Below are 18,724 nucleotides of genomic sequence, written 5' to 3'. Positions count from 1 at the left end.
CCGACGAGATCCTCGCCGCCGTCAAACGCTTCTGCCAGAAAACAATGAAGCGAACTTCGGATTCAGGTGACTAGCAGTGATGAATTCAATGGCTATGTTCAGGGCGAATATGGCCGGTTTAATGACAGGTCGGTAGAAGGGGCCGTTGGGGGGCAACTGACGCCCGGCCTACGCTTCCGCGCCGCTGGCCGTATGGAAAAGGCCGATGGCTATATCAAATCCCGCGATACGCTGGCACCCGATGGTTCGCTGATCGCGCCAGGCAGTGGACAGGATCTGGGCGGAAAGAACGGATGGGCGGCCCGCCTCAACATTCAGGCGGACTTTTCGCCGGATGTAACGCTCAGCCTTTGGTACAAGCACGCCGAAGACAACCACGTCGCGACTGGTGGCTACGTCTTTGAAAACTGCGTCTATCTCGACAATGGCTATTGCAACACCAATGCGGCAGGCCTCAGCGACGACCAGAACGGAGTCATCAACGGTGTCACTGGCGAGCCAGCGTCGCCATGGGTGCATTTCGGTGAGCGCAAAGGTAAGCTTGACCGGGTGGTGAACAGCTACCAGGCGGAGTTGAACTGGGATTTGGGTGCAGCCAAGCTGACGTCCATCACGAACTATCTGGAGATGAACAAGGTTTATGCGGAGGATGGCGATGCGCTGCCATTCGTTATCGTCAATGTCGATACCTCGATCAGGTTTCACCAATTTTCGCAGGAACTGCGTCTTGCTGGCGATACAAACTGGTTGAAATGGCAGGTTGGTGCCTATTACCTCAATATGCTCTATGACGGCGTTCACGGCGTCACCGGCGCGCCAATTTACGATCTGGCGGTATCGGGCAATGGCGGCTTCTCCGTCCCGACAGTCGATCAATTCTACAAGATCAAGTCGAAAAACTGGTCGTTGTTCGCTCAAGGTGACATAACGCTGACCGATCGATTGTCGTTGACGCTGGGCGGACGGTATTCGAAAGACGATAAGTCCATCGACTATATAAACGTTCTCAGCGATCCCACCTATGCGCCGCAGCCCACCCCCGTCGTGCTGTTCACCGACAAGGATTTGGCAGCAGTCGTTCCCGGCGTAAATCGGGAAAAGTACGAGGACTGGGCAGCCCGCGTGTCCCTCAATTTTCAGGCCACCCCAGACACTCTGTTGTTCGCATCGTGGAACCGGGGCATCAAGGGCGGCAACTGGTCGCTTTCGTCCAATATCGCGCCGTCTGATTTCCAGCACCGCCCTGAAACGCTCAACAGCCTGGAAGCAGGCTTCAAAACGTCGCTGCTAGGCCGTTCGCTGCGCCTTAACGGCACAGTGTACCATTATATCTACGACGATTATCAGGCCTTCTCCCTTGCTGCTGGCGTGCCGCATGTTTTCAACAGCGATGCCCATGCAACCGGCGCAGAGCTGGAAGCATTCTGGTCCCCATCCGAAAACTTCGATGTTGTACTTGGCGGCACGTGGGAAACATCGTCGGTGGACAGCATTCCGGCGACAGACGTCCAATTCGGGCCTGAGTTTTTCCCGGGGGCACCTGACAGTCAATACTGCACCAATCTGGGCGGCTTGTTCCGCTGCGATTTCCCGCAGAAGAACATCAAAGGCGCAGAGCTTCCAAACGCACCGCGCTTCAGCATCAACTACCTGCTGCGTTACAATACAGACATCCCGGGCGGCAATATAGCCGCGCAGATCGACGGTGTATGGTATGACGATCAGTATCTGGAAGTGACCAACGGTCTGGGCTCGCAGCAAAAGGCTTATAATGTCACCAACGCCTCCTTGACCTATCGGCACGAAGCGACGGGCATTTCGCTCACCGCATGGGGGCGGAATGTGTTCGACAAGGCATATCGTGCCTATGCTCTCAATCTGGGCATTCTCGGCGTGACCTCAATCTATGCCCCGCCGGCCACTTACGGCGCGACCCTGCGCGTACCGTTCGGAGCGCATTAACGCCAGGACATGATCGACCCCGGAGCCACCTGGTTCCGGGGTCTTTTTTGATCAAATCACACGACCAAAGCGTCCCGAATATGTGCCATTCTGAAATGGTACGCCTTGTTTGTGAGAAGACGCCTGCACCCCCCATGGCAAAGAATATGTGTTGCAGAAGCTATGAGATCAGCTTCCTACAGCAGCGCTCTTTCAATGCTCACCTGACGACTGGCGGACAATGCACTGCCCGCCGACGCCACAATAATGCACAAGATCGCAAGCCACTGCATCTGGGTCAGATGCTCTCCTAATATAGCATAGCCCGACAACGCACCGACTCCCGGCGCGGCACTCGCTAGTAATCCGAAGACAGAAGCTGGCAATCGCCGCATAGCTTCCATTTCCAGCAAACAAGGTAGTGCGCTCGACAGAAGGGCGATCACCAGGCAAACGCCCCATACCCAAGGCTCCAGCAGCACCGCTGTGGCATGGCCGATCCCCAACGGCAAGACCACCACCGCCGCGACCAGCATGCCCCATGCAACCGCATCCCCTCCAAGTTTTTCGGAAATATGCTTGCCAGTAAGGATATAGGTCGCCCAGCAGAGGCCAGACGCCGCCGCGAAGGCGACTCCCACTGGATCAAGCGGTGCCGCGCCAGTAGGCGGCATCAGCAAAAGCAGGCCCGCAGCGGCAGCCGCCAGCCAAAGGAAATCGCGCGACCGACGCGATCCAAACAAAGCTACAGCGAGCGGACCCGTTACTTCGATTGCCACGGCAATACCAATCGGGATGCGTGCGAAGGCCTGATAGATCAGTAGGTTCATGAGGCCCAGCATCACGCCATAGCCCAATAGCCCCCAGCGCATGTTTTTGGGCACGGGGCGTCGCCATGGACGGAGAAACAGGAGCAACAGGACCGCCGCCAGGCTGAGCCGCAGGGCCGCAACACCTATCGCGCCAACCAGCGGGAAGAGCGTTTTCGCAAAGGCCGCGCCAATCGTGGTGGACAGTAATCCCGCCAACGCCACAGCGGCCCCGACCAATACGGAATTTCCTGCATTTCGATTATCTGTGTTCATTGCTCGCGCCTTAAACGATCCGGATTGAAATGCGAGGAAATCTCAGCAGATTGTTCCCCGTCAGCACCAATGGCTGCGAGTTCCGAGGTGATCGCGCCCACCATTCCGACGAGGAGAGTGTCGATGCGCCGGGTGCGCGAGAAATTGCGATGATACAGGGATGCCGGTCTTTCGAAGCGGCGCAGCGGGCAGGTGTTGCGCGCGAGATGGTGAGGCTGTTCGAGCGGTCGGGGCTGGGCTGGGCGTTGCCGCCCGAGATGACAGACACAGTGCTGGAAGCACGGCTTTATGATCGCCTCCTATGATGGATTGTCGTAAACCCACCTTCGCACAAACATGACGTCGGGGGGCGGTTACATCATCAAAGCCAATTGGAGGCACAAAGATGAAGTCGAAGAATTACAAGCAACGCGAAGTGGGTGGCCATACGCTGCACCCCGAAACGCTCATGATGGGCTATGGCTACTCGCCGTCTTTCTCCGAAGGGGCGCTCAAGCCGCCAATTTTCCTTACATCGACCTTCGTGTTCGAAAGCGCGCAGCAGGGCAAGGACCTGTTCGACATCACCGCCGGCCGTCGTGAAGCGCGCAAGGGCGAGAATGCAGGCCTGGTCTATTCCCGTTTCAATAACCCCAATTTCGAGATTCTGGAGGATCGCATCGCGATCTGGGACGGTGCTGAAAAGGGTGCTGTCTTTTCCTCAGGCATGGCGGCGATCGCCATCAGTTTGCTGACCTTCCTGCGTCCCGGCGATGTCGTCCTCCATTCCCGCCCGCTCTATGGCGGTACAGAGACGCTCATCCGCAACACATTGTCGTCTTTCGGCATCATCGCGGAAGGTTTCGTGAACGGCGTTGACGGAGAGAACGTCCGCGCAGCCGCCGAAAAAGCCATGGCGAACGGCCAGATCGGCGTGATTTTCGTCGAAACGCCGGCCAATCCGACAAGCGGCATCATCGACCTCCGCCTCATGGAAACGATCGCCGATGAGATCGGCAAGCGTCAGAACGGTCGCCGACCGCTGGTAGCGGTCGACAATACGCTGCTTGGCCCCATGTTCCAGCAGCCGCTACGTCACGGCGCGGACCTCGCCATCTATTCGCTCACCAAATATGCGGGCGGGCATAGCGACCTCATCGCGGGCGGGGTGACCGGCAAACTGGAGCATGTCCGCAAGATCGTGCAGATGCGCAGCGCCATGGGTACACAGCTTGATCCGCATAGCTGCTGGATGCTGCTCCGGTCGCTCGAGACGTTGCAGATCCGTGCCGAGCGCGCGTGCAGCAACGCCCGCAAACTCGCCGAATTTCTGCGGGAGCATGAAAAGGTCGCAAAGGTCGATTATCTCGGCTTTCTGGAAGATGGCGACCCGCGCAAAGCCGTATTCGAACGCCAGTCGACCGCGCCGGGCTCGACTTTTTCCTTCGATGTCAAAGGCGGCGAGGCAGAGGCTTTCGCTTTCCTCGACAAGCTTGCGGTCTGCAAACTGGCGGTAAGCCTTGGCGGCACCGAAACGCTGGTATGTCACCCGTCCTCCACCACCCATTCGGGTGTTGCCAAGGCGTTGCGCGAAGAAATCGGTCTTTCGGATGCGCTGGTCCGCATTTCGGTCGGCATCGAGAATATCGACGATCTGATCGCGGACGTCGGGCAGGCGCTCGCCTGATCGCCACATCCTCACTGCCATCGGGCAGCACCATCCATACGAGTTCATCTGTAAATGCTGAACAAATGAACCAGATAGATTCAAATTGGACTCGCACCGTCAAATGCCAAGACTAAACATTTTTTCAGAGCATGGATGAAGAGGTTCCGGGGGCAGCGATAAAAGACCCGACCGTCCGGGCTTGTCCTATTCAAACCGCCCGGGATCATAGGTGGCAGGGTCAAGATGCGCCACACGGGTATCCGGCTTTATATTCAGTAACAGCGCAGCGGCCAGTTTCGCGGCGGCGGGCGCGGTCTGGATGCCAAAGCCGCCTTGCCCTGCAAACCAGAAGAAACCGCGCGCAAGAGGATCGAAGCCGTATACCGGCAGCCGATCGGGCGCAAAACTGCGCAGCCCCGCCCATTTGCGTTCCACCACCTCGATCTTCCAGTCAACCACCTCTTCGAAACGTGCGATGGCTTCGGCCACCGCCAATTCCTCTGGCGCGGCGTCACAGGGGGCACTGGGCGTTTCGTCATGCGGACTAAGCCAAAGACGGCCACTACCCTCACCCTTGAAATAGAAGCGTCCTTCAATATCGATGATGAGCGGCAATTCGGGCGACACTGATGGATCGATGCGTAATTGCAGGACAGTGCGCCGCAGCGGTTGTATCCTGACCGGCGCGACACCACAGGCACGCGCCACATCGTCGGCCCAGGCTCCGGCAGCGTTGACCAGTACGCCCGCCGCGACCGATCCCTGGCTCGTTTCGATCCGCCAGCCGTCTCCATCCCGCCGAGCCGACAGCAATTTGCGGTTGCTGACCAGTTCCGCGCCTGCCTTGCGTGCCGCCCGCATATAGGCGGCAAGAAGGGCAGCGACGTCAATGTCGGTTGTGCTCGGTTCGGCAATGCCCTGCGTCCACTCGGAGCGCAGGCCGCCAATGCGTCCTTCCAGTACGTCCCTGTCGAGCCGTATCAGCTCAATCCCGGATGCGGAAAACGCATTTTCGAACCCGGAAAAAGCTTCGGCGCTCGATGCCGTGCCAATGTGAATTGCACCGCGCTCATGCAAAAATGGCTCGCTTGAAAACGCGGGATCGGGCGTGCGCAACAACGGACCCGACGCCGTTGTCAACGGCTGAATGGCAGGGCCGCCATAGCTTTCGCTCCAGAAGGCAACGGAGCGGCCAGTGGCATGAAAGCCGGGCTGGCCTTCCATTTCAAGCAGCAGCACCGATGCATGCGGCGCAACCTCCGCCGCCAGACTGGCCCCCGCCATGCCTGCCCCTATTATCACGACATCAGCTTGTATCATCGCCTGGGCGCTACCTCATCGAAAAAGGCATCGATCCGGGCCAGCGCGTCAAGACGCACCGGATCAACCTCGCGCAATATTTCATGCGCGCTTTCCGGGCCGTACATATGAACGCGGCATCCTACGATCCGCCGGGCCACGCGCCGGATCGCACATGGATCGACAAGCCCGTCTCGTTCCACGCCCAACATCAGTAGGGGTGTTCCTACCGCTTCCAATGTCCCGGGCGCATGCAGCATGACAAGCGACTTATAGGCTTCGCGCATCCATTTCCAGCTTGGCGGTCCCAGTTGCAGTTCCGGCTTTTCTTTCTTCCAGAACAGCTCGTCATCATAGCGCTCGCGCGAGTGCGTCAGCAGCGATTGGCGCAACGAAGCCCCGACACCGGGTTTTTCCGTATTTTTCCATGCCGGTCTGGCGGCATCGCCGATCATGCACATCACGCGCGCAATCCAGGCGCCGACCGCCGAGGGCACAATACCGCTATTCATGCCCAGCATCGGTGCGACAAGCGCCGCCCCACCGGGATCGATCGTTTTTTCCGAGATGGCACGCAACAGGATATGGCCGCCCATGCTGTGCCCGACAATGACGCCTGGACCGGGATGACCGGCGGACCATTGACGGTAAAAATTCGCTAGGTCGGCAATCCAGATATCGAAGCTTTCGACATGACCGACATGGGGATTGTCCGACAGCCTGCCCGATCCCCCCTGCCCGCGCCAATCAAAGCTGGTGATGTTCCAGCCTGCTTCATGGAAATGGGCAAAGACTTCCAGATATTTTTCAAAACAATCACCGCGTCCGGTCAGGAACAACAGCGATCCGCGCTCAGCGCCTGCGGAATCGGACCCTGCAGGAACAGACCAGTCGAACCGGCGCAGCGGCCAGCTGTCGGGCGTGTTCCAATAAGTGATCTTGCTGCCTGGAGGATAGGTTCTTGTGACCGTCTGAATTGAAATCATAGCCTATGGTTACGGTTTGGTAAGGCAAAACGTCTAGTGCATTTTCGCCATGGACAAGCAGTTTTTCATATTGGCGCTTGCGGCGGTGCTATCCGTCCTGCTGGTCATTGCCGCGATAACCGACATCAAAAGCCGGATCATATCCAACTGGCTCAATATCGCGATTGCCGCTCTCGCGCCATTATTCTGGCTCGCCAACGGCCTTTCATTCTGGCCGGACATGCTGATCCAGGTCGCACTGGCGGGCGTCATATTCGCGCTGTTCGCCGCGATGTTCGCTGCCGGCATGATGGGTGGGGGTGATGTCAAGCTATTGGCCGCACTCGCGCTCTGGTTTCCCTGGCAGCCGATGATGACTCTGTTGCTGATTATGGCGATCCTGGGCGGACTGGTTACGCTGATTACGGTCGCGCATCACAAGATCGGGCGCAAAGTCGGGCGACCCGAAATTCCTTATGGGGTCGCCATATCGCTCGCTGGCCTGTGGGTGGTTGGCGAACGATATTTTAACCATTTTACGTAACAACGGGGCTCTAGCGGGTTACTCGACCCGGCTTCAGGAGGCGAGATTCGTCATGGACGCAAAGAAGATTGTACTGCTGGCAGGGGCGCTGATCATAGCGATCGCCACAGCCTTTATGGCCCGCAGCATGTTCGGCAATTCCGGTGCACCACAGGCCACTGCGGCCAATATGCAGCCGGATCTCTCCGGGCCACAGGTATTGGTCGCTACCCGCGCCCTGCCAGTCGGCACGATCATCGAACCGGACAGCTTTCGCTTTCAGCCATGGCCGAAGGAACTGGTCGAACAGGTCTATTATCTGAAAGGCGAAACGGACCCTGCCTCGCTCGCCGGATCGGTCGTCCGCAACGCCATCACCGCTGGTCAGCCAGCCACGCAGGGCGCATTGGTAAAGCCGGGTGACCGCGGCTTCCTTGCCGCCGCGCTTGGCCCCGGCATGCGCGCTGTGACCGTTCCCGTTTCCATGCAAAGTTCGGTTGCAGGTTTTGTCTTTCCGGGTGACCGGGTCGATCTGGTGCTGACGCAACAGGTCCCTGGCGGCGGCGACGGGCAACCCCTCAAGGTTTCCGAAACCATCGTGCAGAATATGCGCGTCCTCGCCACCGATCAGCGTACCGATGCAATCGGAGAGGATGGCAAACCAAAGGTCGTGACCTATTCCAACGTCACCCTGGAAGTGACGCCTAAAATTGCAGAAAAGATCGCCGTTTCCCAGACCGTCGGATCGCTCTCGCTGTCGCTGCGCTCCATCGCCGACAATGCGTCCGAACTGGAAAGCGCTATTGCCCGCGGTGATGTGAACGTCCCTGAAGGTGACGATCCTGCTGCTGAAAAAACCATGATGCTTGCGGTCGCCAATCGTCCAATTTCCAATGGTTCGACCTTTGCAACAGGCGCTGACGTATCACGCTTTCAGCGCCGCAGCGTACCCGGCAAGGTTCAGGACGGTGTATCGTCGGCCGATGGTCCGGTCGTTCGTGTGGCACGCGGCGCTGCGGTTTCCGTAGTTCCGGTGGGGAGCAAGTAAGATGTCCATGATGAGAAAACATCGGTTCCGTAACAGCGGAACCGCCCTTGCCGCTGCCCTTGCCATGGTCGCGACACTCAGCGTCCCGGTTCAGCTTGATGCGGCTCCGGTCAAGGCAAGTGCCGGTCAGGACGCCATGGTGCTGTCCGTCGGTGGTAGCCGGGTTGTCAACCTGACTGCAGCCATGTCGGACGTCGTCATCGCCGATCCCAGTGTCGTCGATGTGCATGTTCGTTCCGAGCGCCAGCTTTACATCATTGCCAAGGCGCCGGGCGAAACCAACCTGTTCGTCACCAGCAAAACCGGCAAGATCCTGTATTCCGGCACGATCCGGGTGGGCAACAATCTGTCCAGCATCGACCAGATGCTGAACCTTGCCATGCCCGAAGCCGACATTCAGATCAGCACGATGAACGGTCTGGTGCTGCTTACCGGCACGATCAAGGCGCCCGAAGATGCCGCCGAGGCCGAACGGCTCGTACAGGCCTTTGTCGGCGCCGAAATGCAGGTCATCAGCCGCCTGCGCACCGCAACGCCGCTGCAGGTCAACCTGCAGGTCCGCATTTCAGAGGTTAACCGCACCTTGCTGCGCAGTGTCGGCACCAACATCCTGACGAGCGACCCGACCGGCGGTTTCCAGTTTGGCATCAGCCGCGCCACACGCGATTTCGCGACCATCGGCACGGACGGCACGGTGACACTCAACAACGTCGCCGACGGCGGCACCAGCCTGGCCTTCCTGGGCAATCTGTTCGGCGTCGATGTAGTGAGCGCGCTTGACCTGGCCGAAACGACGGGTCTGGCGACAACGCTCGCCCAACCCAATCTGACATCGCTTTCCGGTGAAACCGCCAGTTTCCTGGCGGGCGGCGAATATCCCTATTCGGTATCGAACGGCCTGCAGGGCAATACGATCGAATTCAAGCAATTTGGCGTACAACTTGCCTTTACGCCGACGGTGCTGTCCGATGGCCGCATCTCGATGCGGGTCCGTCCGACCGTATCGCAGCTCGATTTCTCGATCAATTCGCAGGTCCCAGCTCTCAAGAGCAGGTCAGCGGAAACAACCGTCGAACTTGGTTCCGGCCAAAGTTTCATGATTGCGGGTCTTCTGAGTAACGAAACTGCAAACAACGTCAACAAGACGCCGGGTCTGGGCAGCATCCCGATCCTTGGCAGCCTGTTCAAGTCCAAGCAGTTTCAGCGTAACGAAACCGAGCTGGTCATTGTGGTCACCCCCTATCTGGTGAAACCCGTCAATGCGCAGGACATTCACCTGCCGACGGACGGTTTCCGCAATGCGACCGATGCACAGGGCCTGCTGCTTCAGCAGCAGAGCGACGGCATCAGCGGGGCCAAGCGCCCTGAACCAACCGTCGAACCGACGACACCAGCCGCGCCACAGGTGGGATCGGCAACGACGCCCCCCATGGTGAACGAACGCCGCAAACAGACCGCCGACGCACGCAAAGTCGCGCCGGGCTTCAGCTTCTGATGAGAAGGACGTCATTTATGCAACAGGCTTTTAAAATGCGGATCGTCGCCCTGCCCTTGCTGGCGGTCCTTGCCCTGCCGCTGACGGCTTGTCAGACCGGGCCAAGCAACCGCAGCATGGATTCGGTCCATCAGCCGGTGGTCAGCCGCACCGACTATGTCTTTGACATTCATCCAGATGCCAACGGAGAACTGTCAGCAGACGAAATCGAACGGCTGGATGGTTGGTTCGCATCCATCGGCCTTGGCTATGGTGACCGCGTGTCCATCGACAATCCGGGCCCCTACAGCAATGCCCGCCTCAAGGATGAAATAGCGCCGCTGTTGGGCCAATACGGCCTGCTGCTGAGTGACATCGCCCCAGCAACGGTCGGCCATGTCCCGGCCGGGTCGGTGCGTGTGGTTGTCAGCCACTCGGTCGCCAGCGTGCCTGGTTGCCCTGACTGGCGCACGAAGCAGGAATCCGATCTTGTCGGAGGCACATCGTCCAACTTTGGTTGTGCGGTCAACAGCAACCTTGCTGCCATGGTCGCCAATCCGCAGGATCTGGTCCTTGGCCAGCCCGGCTCGATCAGCCGGTCGCCGACCGAGGGAACCAAAGCCATCAAGACCTATCAGCAAAAGGCCAACACAGGCGCTGGCGATCTGAAAACGCTGACCGCAGGAGGAAGTAACTGATGAACGCTCCCTGGAAACCCAGCGGTCCTGCAGCGCTGCGTGATTCATTCAACGCCTTCGTCTGCGACGATGCCAGCTTCGACCTGATCCGCAGCATTTGTACGGAAATGGGCTGGCCGCCTGAAAAAATTCACAAGGGCGGACTGCGCAATGCCGTGCAATCGCTGTCGGTAACAGCCAGCCCCAATATCCTGTTCGTCGACATGTCCGAATCGGGCGATCCGCTGAACGACATCAACGGCCTTGCCGAGGTGTGTGAACCGGGCACCGTCGTCATTGCGGCGGGGCAGGTCAATGATGTGCGTCTCTATCGTGATCTGATCGCCAGCGGCATTCAGGACTATCTGCTCAAGCCCTTTAGTCCGGACCAGTTACGCGAAGCCTTCGCTACGGCACAGTCAGTATTCAACGCACCCAAGATCGCGGATGCATCCGGCGAACGACCGCACCTGACAACCGCTGTCATCGGCACACGCGGCGGGGTCGGCGCATCGACGATCGCAACCTCCCTTGCCTGGCTGATGAGCGCCAAGGCCGGGCGCCTCACCGCGCTTCTCGACCTCGACGTGCATTTCGGCACTGGCGCGCTCGCGATGGATCTGGAACCTGGACGGGGCCTTACCGACGCCATCGAAAACCCCAGCCGCATTGACGGCCTGTTCATCGAACGCGCCATGGTGAAGGCCAGTGAAAAGCTGTCCATCTTGTCAGCCGAGGCACCGATCAACCAGCCGATGATGACGGACGGAGCCGCTTTCTTCCAGCTTCAGGAGGAATTTCGCAGCGCCTTTGAATGCAGTGTCCTCGACCTGCCGCGCAACATGCTGATTCAGCATCCGCACCTCATCAATGACGCCAATGCAACGGTGGTGGTGACGGAACTGACACTGGCGGCGGCGCGCGATGCCATCCGTATCCTGTCCTGGCTCAAATCCAATGCGCCAGGGTCCAAAGTCTTTGTCGTTGCCAACCGCGTCCATGCCGGCGCGCTGGAAATCAGCCGCAAGGATTTCGAACAGTCGATCGAACGCAAAATCGACGTCATGATTCCGGCTGACATCAAACTTGCCACACAGGCGGCAAAGCTGGGCAAGACGCTCGCCGAAGTCGCCAAAGGTAGCAAGGTCGGGCAAGGGCTGGAAAGCACCATGAAGCTGGCAATGGGCGCAATTGACGAAGTGGCAGATGACAGTGCGACTTCCAAAAAGAAAGGCACCTCGCTTCTGGGCAAGATCACCGATCTCAAATCCATGATCCCTGCCAGAAAATAGAGGAACCAGGCCGAAAACAGCCGGTCCATCTTCCGGCGTATAACGGGACATCACGATGTCGAATGTGCAATTCATCCTGTTGATAGGCGCGTTGACGAGCATATATGCGTTGCTCATCTTTGCGTTTTCCGGCCCTTCGGCAGGAAAGGCACAGGTGCGCCGCCTCGCCATGCTACGCGGCCGACATAGCGATTCCGCCACTGCCATTGTCGACGCGCAGATGCGCAAGGCGATTTCGAACATGCCAAAAACGACTGGTATGTTCACCTCGCTCATTCCCAATCCCGAAACCCTGCACAAACGCATCAGGATGACAGGCAAACGCTGGACGCTCAGCCAATATGCGACCGCCAGCGTGGGACTTGCCGTCTTCGTCACTCTTGCTCTGATGCTGCGTGGCTTTGCTCCACTGATGGCGATCTTCCTTGGCCTTTTCGTCGGCCTTGGTCTGCCGCACAAAGTCGTCGGATATCTGATCAATAAACGGATCGCGAAGTTCACGACGAACTTTCCCGATGCGTTGGAGTTGCTCGTACGTGGCCTGCGATCAGGTTTGCCAATCTCCGAAACGCTGGGCGTTGTCGCAAGCGAAGTTCCCGGCCCTGTGGGTGAGGAATTCAAGATGATCGTGGAGCGGATCAAGATCGGCCGCACGATGGATGCCGCGTTGCAGGAAACCGCTGAGCGGCTCGGTACGGCCGAATTCCAGTTCTTCGTCATCACGCTCAATATTCAGCGGGAAACGGGCGGAAACCTCGCCGAAACCCTGTCCAATCTGGCCGATGTGCTGCGCAAACGCGCGCAAATGAAGCTGAAAATCCGGGCGATGTCTTCAGAATCCAAGGCGTCCGCCTACATTATCGGTGCGCTGCCGTTCATCGTCTTCGGGCTCATCTGCTATATTAATTACAACTACATGGCGCCCTTCTTCACGGGTGATCCTGCGGGTCTGTTCGGGTTGGGCCTAATGCAGATTATTGGCATTGGCGGCCTGTGCTGGATGTCCATTGGCGCCTTCATCATGGCCCAGATGATCAATTTCGAAATTTGATGGGGGAGAATTAAGCAATGGACGTCACCCCACCTCCCGGAACGACCCTTTTTGGCCTTACCGGCACGGATGTTGGAACGCTGCTGGCGGCAATGGCCACCCTGGCCGTGCTGGTTGCACTATATGCCGCGTCCACGGTGCGCGATCCCATGGCCAAGCGGGTCAAAGCACTCAATGAACGGCGTGAACAGCTAAAGGCCGGCATCACCGCCTCAACCGCGCGCCGACGCGCAAAACTGGTAAAAAAGAACCAGACGACCGACAACATGCGCTCAGTTCTGCAAAACCTGAAGGTGCTGCAGGAAGACCAGTTGAAGGATGCGCAGATCAAACTGGCGCAGGCGGGCATCCGTTCAAAGGAGTGGGCGATTGCGATCATTTTTGGCCGCATGGTCCTGCCGATTGTCTTTGGCGGCTTTGCAGCGCTGATGATTTATGGCGTCGATGCTTTTCCGGACTGGAGTCCGTTCAAAAAGTTCGGCCTTTTCGCTGGCACTCTGATCCTGAGCTACAAGGCCCCTGACCTGTTCGTCGATAACAAGGTTGGCAAACGATCCGCGGCGGTCCGCAAAGGGCTTCCAGACGCACTCGATCTGCTCGTCATCTGCGCTGAGGCCGGGTTGACCGTCGATGCGGCTTTCAATCGTGTCGCCCGCGAACTGGGCAAGGCCTATCCCGAACTTGGCGATGAATTCTCGTTGACCGCCATCGAACTCAGCTTTCTGACCGAGCGGCGGCAGGCCTTCGAAAACTTCGCAAACCGTGTCAAACTGGATGCCGTCAAGGGCGTGGTCACAACCATGATCCAGACCGAAAAATACGGCACGCCCCTGGCATCGGCCCTGCGTGTCCTGTCGGCCGAATTCCGCAATGAACGCATGATGCGTGCGGAAGAAAAGGCTGCACGCCTGCCCGCGATCATGACCGTACCACTGATCCTGTTCATCCTGCCGGTGTTGTTCGTGGTCATTCTTGGCCCGGCAGCCTGCTCGATCTCCAAGGCCTTTTCCTGATCGAAGGCTGGCGCCGGTCAGCGCCAGCCTCGTTTCATTCAGCCTCAACGCCCTTGGGTAGCACAACCGCCGTCCAGCTTTTGTCCGCCACCAGATATTTTTTCGCCAATGCCTGAATATCGGCAGGCGTTACCTGCAACAAATCCCGCGGCATGGACCGCATGATGATGAGGCGGCGCTTGTCATAGCTTGCGCCTTCCATCTGCGACATCCAGAAGGCGTTGCCGGTACTGGCCCGCGCCAGCAATTGCCTCATCGGGGCCACCGTGCGCTGCAATTCGTCGGCGCTGACCGGATTGGCGGCCAGATCGGCGGCGATCCGGTTGATCACTGTAAAGAAATAGCTGATCTTCTCCGGCTTCAACTGGCTGGTTACGGAAATATAGCCGCCATTGTCGAACGAAAATGGCCAGCTATTATCGACGCTGGGACTGTAGGCCGCACCATCCTGTGAACGAAGCCCTTCAAATAGCCGATCGTTAAAAACCTGCGTCAATATTTCCAGCTGGCGGCTCTCCCGCGCATCGGCAAAGCCTCCGGCGGTTGGCCAAGCCATGACGGCAGCGGCCTGATCCTTTGCCCCGTTGTGTCGCATTACCACCGGCGCATCGTTATGGGCGGGAAAAGTCGTCTTCACATAAGCGGGATTGACGGGGACATCCTCACGCGGCGGCAACGCTCCGAATGTCTGACCGACCAGTTTGATCGCCTGATCGGCATCTATGTCGCCATAAATCTGTACTTCAATCGGTCCACTTTTCAGCAGTGGTTCCCAAGTCGCGCGGAATGCTTCCGGGGTCAGCGCCGCGATCTCTTCCTTGCTGGGCGTGCGCCAACGTACATCGCCATTCCGCAGTAACTGACCCAATTCACGCCCCATCACTCCATCCGGCGACGTTGAAAGGCCGTCATACCCTGCCAGCATTCCAGCCTTCATCCGTTCAACCGGCGCCGCGTCCCAACGCGGATAGGCCAGCTTTGCGGCCAGCAGGTGAAGCTGGTCCTTCAAATCGGCCGATCGCGTGATCGCGCTCATTTCAAAGGCATCGTCGTCTATAGCAAACTGCATACCAATCCGGCGGCTGGTGGTGAGCCTGTCCAGTTCCTCCTGCCCCAGATCGCCAACGCCGCCAGGCATCAAAGCATAGCCAGCGGCCCAGCTCGGCACAGGTTTCGTCGGTGAAAAAGCCTGATATCCACGGCCAAAGCGTATGTTGACGCGAATCTTTTCCTTCTCTGCGGCATTGGCGAACAGTGACAATTTGACGCCGTTGGAATAGCTGACCATCTCTATGTCGAGATCCGACAGCGTTTCACGCGACGTGACGGTTCCCGGCGGCCCCAGCTTTGGCAAGGCATCGGCCGTTACCGCCGGACCCGATAAACGTACATCCTTCGCCGGTTCAACCGGACTGGCAAGCGCCAATGCCAGCTTCGCCTCTGCGTCCTTCTGTTCGGCGGGCAGCGTCAAAATGGAACGCATGGCCACTCCCGTGAACATCCTTCGGGTCGATTCCAACAGTTTTTGCGGCGTCAGTCCCGGTTTCATATCACGGAATATCTTCAGCGCGGTCTCGGGCGATGCCACAGTTTCCCTGATGTCCACCGCGCCGACGATATCGTCGGCCTGCTTCGAGCCCGCCTCGGTATCCTTGTTTTCGACCGAGATTGCCATCAGCGACTCAAATTCGTTATACTCCCGGTCGATTTCCGCCTGCGAGGGTGGAGAAGCCTTGGCATCCTCGATCACCGCCCGCACATCGTTGAGCGCCGCCGCCCAATCCTCACCCAATGGCAAAACGCTGATGAAAGTGCCGTCGACCGAGCGGCTGACATCGTCTTGGGATACACTGGCTTGCAAATAGCTGCCCCCGGCCCGCGCCCGCGCCTCCAGCCGGCGATTGATCATCTGCAGCGCCAGCATGTCCGTCAACCGCTCCTGATTATAGATGATGGTGTCGTTCTTCAGCACCCATGGCCGCAAATAGGCCATGCTGAGCATCGCGGGCAGACCCGGTTCGACGAGCACCTCGCTGGTCGGCAAATCGCCGTTGGGCTTGCCGAAATCAGGGATCGGCTGCGCTTTGCCCTTCCCTTTCCAGCCGCCGAAATATTTGCGGACATAGGTTTCAAAAACCTTTGGATCGCCATCTCCCGCAATGGAAATCACGACATTTTCGGGTCTGTACCAGCGATCATGAAAGGCGCGCAGGTCCTTGGCAGTCGCAGATTGAAGCGTTTGCGTCGTGCCAATGGGACTGTGCGTGGCAAGCCGTTGACCGGCAAAAAACAGCGCGCGCGTGGCGTCGGCAATCCGGACTTGCGGACCATAGCCCTCCCGCTGTTCGGCCATAATGACAGCACGCTCGGAATTGACGCTGGCATCGTTGATCGTCGGCTCGGCAATCATGCCCGCCAATATCTTCATGCTTTCATCCAGGCCGTCCTGGCTCGCGTCGGGCAGGTCGAGACGATACACCGTGCCGGTCGGCGTCGTTTGCGCATTGCTGTCGCTGCCAAAGGTCGCGCCCAATCGTTGCCATACCCTCTTTGCCTCGCCATCGGGCACATATTTCGAACCGCGAAAGGTGAGGTGTTCCAGGAAATGAGCAAAGCCGAGTTCGTGATTTTCCTCCATCAGCGAGCCTGCATCGACACGAACGCGGATCGAAACCTGCCCCGGCGGGACACCATTATCGCGAATGGCATAGCGCAGGCCATTGTCCAGCGTCCCGAACAGCCAGGCGGTATCCACCGGCACGTCGCTGCCCTTGTAAAGCCACGGGACTTCCTGTCTGGCGGATGCGGCAGTCGATTGCGCCTGCAGCGGAACAAGGGGAGATATTCCGGCCAGCACCAATGCTATGGCGGGAACAAGATTGGCAATACGCCCTTTGGTCAAAATCATGTGGCTTTATAGCCACGGGTAAGCTTGCTGGCCAGTGAATAGCTTTGGGCGGTCAGCCCTGGGCCTCATCCTGTGCAGTGCTGTCGTCGCCAGTGGGTTCTTCGAACAGCCGTGCGGTAAAGGCGATACGCAACGCTTCGGACAGGCTTTGCACTTCCAGCTTCTGCATCAGATTGGCCCGGTGGATTTCCACCGTCCGCGGGCTGATTCCCAGATCATAGGCGATGGTCTTGTTCGGCAAACCATCAACCATCCCTTTCAGCACATCACGCTCACGCGGGGTAAGAATATTGAGCCGCGCCCGCGCTTCGTCGCACCGGCGATCGGACAGCACATCGGTTGTCAGTCGCTGACGCGCAGATTCCAGCGCATCGAGGAGCAATGCTTTTTCAAAAGGCTTTTCGATAAAATCCGTCGCGCCCGACTTCATCGCGCGGACCGCCATATCAATATCGCCATGGCCGGTCATAATGATGACGGGCAACATCACGCCCATCTCACGCAAACGCTGCTGCACCTCCAACCCGTCGAGGCCGGGCATGCGCACGTCCAGAAGGACGCAGCCGCGCTCCAGCTTCCCCGCTTCCTTCAGAAACTCCTCACCCGAGGCAAACACTGTCACGGCATAGCCGCTTGTCTTGAGCAAAAACGACAGCGATCGGCGAATCGCCTCGTCATCGTCAACCACATGGACCAGCACCTTGTCAGTCATTGTCTGCCTCCTCACATGGGTCGAGCGTGAAGTGAAATGCCATACCGCCCAGCACCGAACGATCCGCCCATATGCGGCCGCCATGCCCCTCCACAATCGTCTGACATATGGACAGGCCTACACCCATGCCCCGTGCCTTGCTCGTATTGAACGGCGTGAAGAGCCGCTTCTGTATATCCGGGCTTAGACCCGGACCATTGTCTTCCACTGAAATCCTGATCTTGCCGTCGGGCTCTCGCTTGCTGCTGATGCGCAACCTGCGGCCCTGGCGTTCCTGCATCGCCTCAACCGCGTTGCGAACCAGATTGATGATGACCTGCTGCAATTGCACCCGGTTGGTCAGAACATGATCTGCATCGGATGGGACCAACAGGTCGAAATCGATGCCGCTGCTGTCCATTCCGGCAAAGGCGAGCGCCGCACCTTCATTGAGGATCAGGCGCAGGCTCTCGCTTTGGCGATCGGTTTCGCCACGTTGGATGAATTCACGCAGGGAACGAATGATCTCACCCGCGCGCAGTGCCTGTCCTGCGGCTTCGCCTACGGCCTCGCGCAGCATATCTCGATCCTGCGGATCGGTGGAATCGACGAGATCCGCCGACGCCTCCATATAATTGGCGATGGCGGTCAGCGGCTGGTTCAATTCATGCGCCAGTGCGGAAGCAAGTGTCCCCATCGCCGTGACACGAGACACGTGGGCAAGTTCATGCTGCAGGTCCTGCAACCGCCGTTCCCGGTTGCGCGTCTCGGTAAGGTCGCGGATGAAACCGGTGAATATCCGTTGCTCAGTCCCGTATGCCTCCCCAATCGACAGATCGATAGGAAAAATCGATCCATCGCGCCGCCGCGCATTGGTCAACCGCCCTATGCCGATCACCTTGCGTTCGCCGGTTTCAAGATAGTTGTTGAGATAACGGCCATGCCGCTCCCGGTCCGGAGATGGCATCAACATGCTGATGTCTTCGCCCAGGACTTCGCTCTCATTATATTGGAACATGCGTTCAGCGGCTGAACTGAATGACAGACCGGCTGATGCCGGTAGGTTCATGGGTTGTGGCTGAAGCCTGTGCTGTGGGTATGGCGGTCGA

Annotated in this window: 16 protein-coding genes; 10 read left to right on the top strand and 6 right to left on the bottom strand. The window is 58.5% G+C overall.

Going from position 1 to position 18,724, the window contains the following annotated elements; genetic code table 11:
• Positions 1-66: 66 nt before the first annotated feature.
• Entirely contained in the window at positions 67-1,962 is a 1,896-nt protein-coding gene (locus L3X40_RS17920) for a TonB-dependent receptor (protein WP_237366821.1), read from the top strand.
• A 176-nt stretch (positions 1,963-2,138) separates the two neighbouring features.
• Here the strand turns inward: L3X40_RS17920 and L3X40_RS17915 are convergent, their stop codons facing one another.
• Entirely contained in the window at positions 2,139-3,026 is an 888-nt protein-coding gene (locus tag L3X40_RS17915) for an EamA family transporter (RefSeq protein WP_237366820.1), read from the bottom strand.
• A 50-nt stretch (positions 3,027-3,076) separates the two neighbouring features.
• Between L3X40_RS17915 and L3X40_RS17910 the strand changes: the two genes are divergently transcribed.
• Both L3X40_RS17910 and L3X40_RS17905 read left to right on the top strand, forming a co-directional pair.
• Positions 3,077-3,331: a hypothetical protein gene (locus L3X40_RS17910; RefSeq protein ID WP_237366819.1), complete on the top strand. Its 255-nt coding sequence runs from the start codon at positions 3,077-3,079 to the stop codon at positions 3,329-3,331.
• 80 nt (positions 3,332-3,411) lie between these two features.
• Positions 3,412-4,692 (top strand): cystathionine gamma-synthase family protein, encoded by a 1,281-nt coding sequence (locus L3X40_RS17905; RefSeq protein WP_237366818.1) that lies wholly within the window; start codon positions 3,412-3,414, stop codon positions 4,690-4,692.
• Positions 4,693-4,878: 186 nt separating this feature from the next.
• On the opposite strand, the gene L3X40_RS17900 is transcribed toward L3X40_RS17905, so the two are convergent.
• Together L3X40_RS17900 and L3X40_RS17895 are read right to left on the bottom strand one after the other, a co-directional pair.
• Entirely contained in the window at positions 4,879-5,994 is a 1,116-nt protein-coding gene (locus tag L3X40_RS17900) for an NAD(P)/FAD-dependent oxidoreductase (protein WP_237366817.1), read from the bottom strand.
• Positions 5,991-6,959 carry an alpha/beta fold hydrolase gene (locus L3X40_RS17895; protein ID WP_237366816.1) on the bottom strand — a complete coding sequence of 323 codons (969 nt, stop codon included), beginning with the start codon at positions 6,957-6,959 and terminating at the stop codon, positions 5,991-5,993. The genes L3X40_RS17900 and L3X40_RS17895 overlap by 4 nt, the downstream gene beginning before the upstream one ends.
• Before the next feature lie 49 nt (positions 6,960-7,008).
• Here L3X40_RS17895 and L3X40_RS17890 point away from each other — a divergent pair, with 49 nt between their 5' ends.
• The 7 genes from L3X40_RS17890 to L3X40_RS17860 are packed head-to-tail and all read left to right on the top strand — an operon-like array spanning position 7,009 to position 14,016.
• Positions 7,009-7,482 (top strand): A24 family peptidase, encoded by a 474-nt coding sequence (locus tag L3X40_RS17890; protein ID WP_237366815.1) that lies wholly within the window; start codon positions 7,009-7,011, stop codon positions 7,480-7,482.
• 52 nt (positions 7,483-7,534) lie between these two features.
• On the top strand, positions 7,535-8,509 hold the full coding sequence (cpaB, locus tag L3X40_RS17885) for a Flp pilus assembly protein CpaB (RefSeq protein ID WP_237366814.1): 975 nt from the start codon (positions 7,535-7,537) through the stop codon (positions 8,507-8,509).
• A gap of 7 nt (positions 8,510-8,516) precedes the next feature.
• The gene (locus L3X40_RS17880; protein WP_445177207.1) at positions 8,517-10,004 is read left to right on the top strand and encodes a type II and III secretion system protein family protein; all 1,488 of its coding nucleotides are present in this window, start codon (positions 8,517-8,519) and stop codon (positions 10,002-10,004) included.
• Positions 10,005-10,021: 17 nt separating this feature from the next.
• Positions 10,022-10,681, top strand: a complete 660-nt coding sequence (locus tag L3X40_RS17875; protein WP_237366813.1) for a CpaD family pilus assembly lipoprotein — start codon at positions 10,022-10,024, stop codon at positions 10,679-10,681.
• Complete coding sequence (locus L3X40_RS17870; RefSeq protein WP_237366812.1) at positions 10,681-11,952, top strand: pilus assembly protein CpaE; 1,272 nt, start codon at positions 10,681-10,683, stop codon at positions 11,950-11,952. Before L3X40_RS17875 ends, L3X40_RS17870 begins: the two co-directional genes overlap by 1 nt.
• A 55-nt stretch (positions 11,953-12,007) precedes the next feature.
• Entirely contained in the window at positions 12,008-13,003 is a 996-nt protein-coding gene (locus L3X40_RS17865) for a type II secretion system F family protein (RefSeq protein WP_237366811.1), read from the top strand.
• Between the two features lie 17 nt (positions 13,004-13,020).
• On the top strand, positions 13,021-14,016 hold the full coding sequence (locus L3X40_RS17860; protein WP_237366810.1) for a type II secretion system F family protein: 996 nt from the start codon (positions 13,021-13,023) through the stop codon (positions 14,014-14,016).
• 34 nt (positions 14,017-14,050) lie between these two features.
• On the opposite strand, the gene L3X40_RS17855 is transcribed toward L3X40_RS17860, so the two are convergent.
• The 3 genes from L3X40_RS17855 to L3X40_RS17845 are packed head-to-tail and all read right to left on the bottom strand — an operon-like array spanning position 14,051 to position 18,684.
• The gene (locus L3X40_RS17855) at positions 14,051-16,924 is read right to left on the bottom strand and encodes a M16 family metallopeptidase (protein WP_237366809.1); all 2,874 of its coding nucleotides are present in this window, start codon (positions 16,922-16,924) and stop codon (positions 14,051-14,053) included.
• Between the two features lie 52 nt (positions 16,925-16,976).
• Positions 16,977-17,636 carry a response regulator FixJ gene (fixJ, locus tag L3X40_RS17850; RefSeq protein WP_237366808.1) on the bottom strand — a complete coding sequence of 220 codons (660 nt, stop codon included), beginning with the start codon at positions 17,634-17,636 and terminating at the stop codon, positions 16,977-16,979.
• On the bottom strand, positions 17,629-18,684 hold the full coding sequence (locus L3X40_RS17845; protein WP_237366807.1) for a sensor histidine kinase: 1,056 nt from the start codon (positions 18,682-18,684) through the stop codon (positions 17,629-17,631). The genes fixJ and L3X40_RS17845 overlap by 8 nt, the downstream gene beginning before the upstream one ends.
• Positions 18,685-18,724: the final 40 nt, after the last annotated feature.

This window comes from Rhizorhapis sp. SPR117, assembly GCF_021742065.1.
This window is presented reverse-complemented; position numbering and strand designations above follow the sequence as displayed.